Source organism: Mesorhizobium waimense (assembly GCF_003601975.1).
In the GTDB taxonomy this organism is placed as follows: Bacteria; Pseudomonadota; Alphaproteobacteria; order Rhizobiales; family Rhizobiaceae; genus Mesorhizobium; species Mesorhizobium waimense.
In genome coordinates, this window is record NZ_QZWZ01000153.1 from 1 (window position 1) to 1381 (window position 1381).

1 protein-coding gene is annotated in these 1381 nt (G+C 54.8%); it reads left to right on the forward strand.

The window, feature by feature from the left end:
• The coding region (locus tag D3227_RS40305) for a M24 family metallopeptidase (RefSeq protein WP_245452169.1) at positions 1 to 1130 on the forward strand (1130 nt) is incomplete at its 5' end.
• Between the last annotated feature and the right edge of the window lie 251 nt (positions 1131 to 1381).

Here is a 1381-nt window from a genome sequence, read left to right on the forward strand (position 1 = left end):
AAAAAGCGCGGAATGCAATGGAGAAGGCGGGCATCGATTTACTGATCGTTACGGACCCCGCCAATATGGCCTGGCTTACCGGCTACGACGGTAACGCCTTCTATGTGCCCCAATGCGTAGTTGTATCAAAGGCTAAGGATCCCCTCTGGTTCGGCCGTGGTATGGATGCCAACGGATGCCGCCGGACCACCTACTTAGGTGAAGATCGAATAAGATCCTACGAAGACCATTACGTCCAGTCCGATACATTGCACCCTATGATGGTTCTCGGTCAGATCATCGCTGAAGAGGGGCATGGCTCGGCGACTATCGGTGTCGAGAAGGACAATTACTACTTCTCTGCCTTGTCGTTTGAGGTCCTTTCAACGGCGCTTCCTAACGCAACATTCAAAAACGCTGACCGACTCATTAATTGGCAACGTATCGTAAAATCAGAACGAGAAATCGCGTACATGCGCGGTGCTGGCAAGATCATCGAAGTCATGTACCAACGAATTTCGGAAACACTGCGCCCTGGCGTAAAGCAGTCTGATGTAGTTGCGGAGTTGACCCATGCAGGTACCCGCGGTGTGGGAGAGTATTGGGGAGACTATCCGGCGGCCGTGCCAAACATCGGCGCCGGCGCGGACGCATCCGCCCCCCACCTGACGTGGAGCGATAGGCCAATCCGACCTGACGAGAGCATTTTCTTCGAGCTCGCCGGTGTTCATAAGCGCTATCACTGCCCCCTTGCAAGGACGTATTACCTCGGAAAGCCGACCCCTCAGATCCTCGACGCTGAAAAGGCCGTTCTCGACGGGATGCAAGCTGGTCTCGAGAAGGCACTAGCTGGTAACTGCTGCGAAGACATCGCCCAAGCTTACGTTGGTCAATTGGCCCGCTACGGCTTGGTTAAGACGGGCCGTTCCGGCTATTCGATAGGCCTCGGCTATCCGCCAGCATGGGGTGAGAATACCGCCAGCTTCCGAGACGGCGATAAAACGGAGCTCCGTCCGGGCATGACTTTCCACTTCATGACTGGCCTGTGGTACGGCGACTGGGGCATCGAAATTACCGAAAGTATCCTTATCACTGAACGCCAGGTCGAATTCCTCTCAAACGTTCCACGCAAGTTGTTCGTAATTGACTGAGACTGTCGATGAGAAGGCGTGTCATTAGGTCTGGTCCCAATCGCTGGCGAGCGACAACCGTCCGACGGCTGCGAGGTTGAAACGTGCCAACCGGCATCACGCACCATGCAAATCTTTAATTCTGAAGGATGACAACATATGACTGATTTTCCTCATATCCAACAAAAGCGCTGGCCATCCTGGGTGAGGCCTCGACTGGCGTTCCACGGAGCGCCCGTGGGCATTTTGATGCTTGATCGCATGCCGGGACC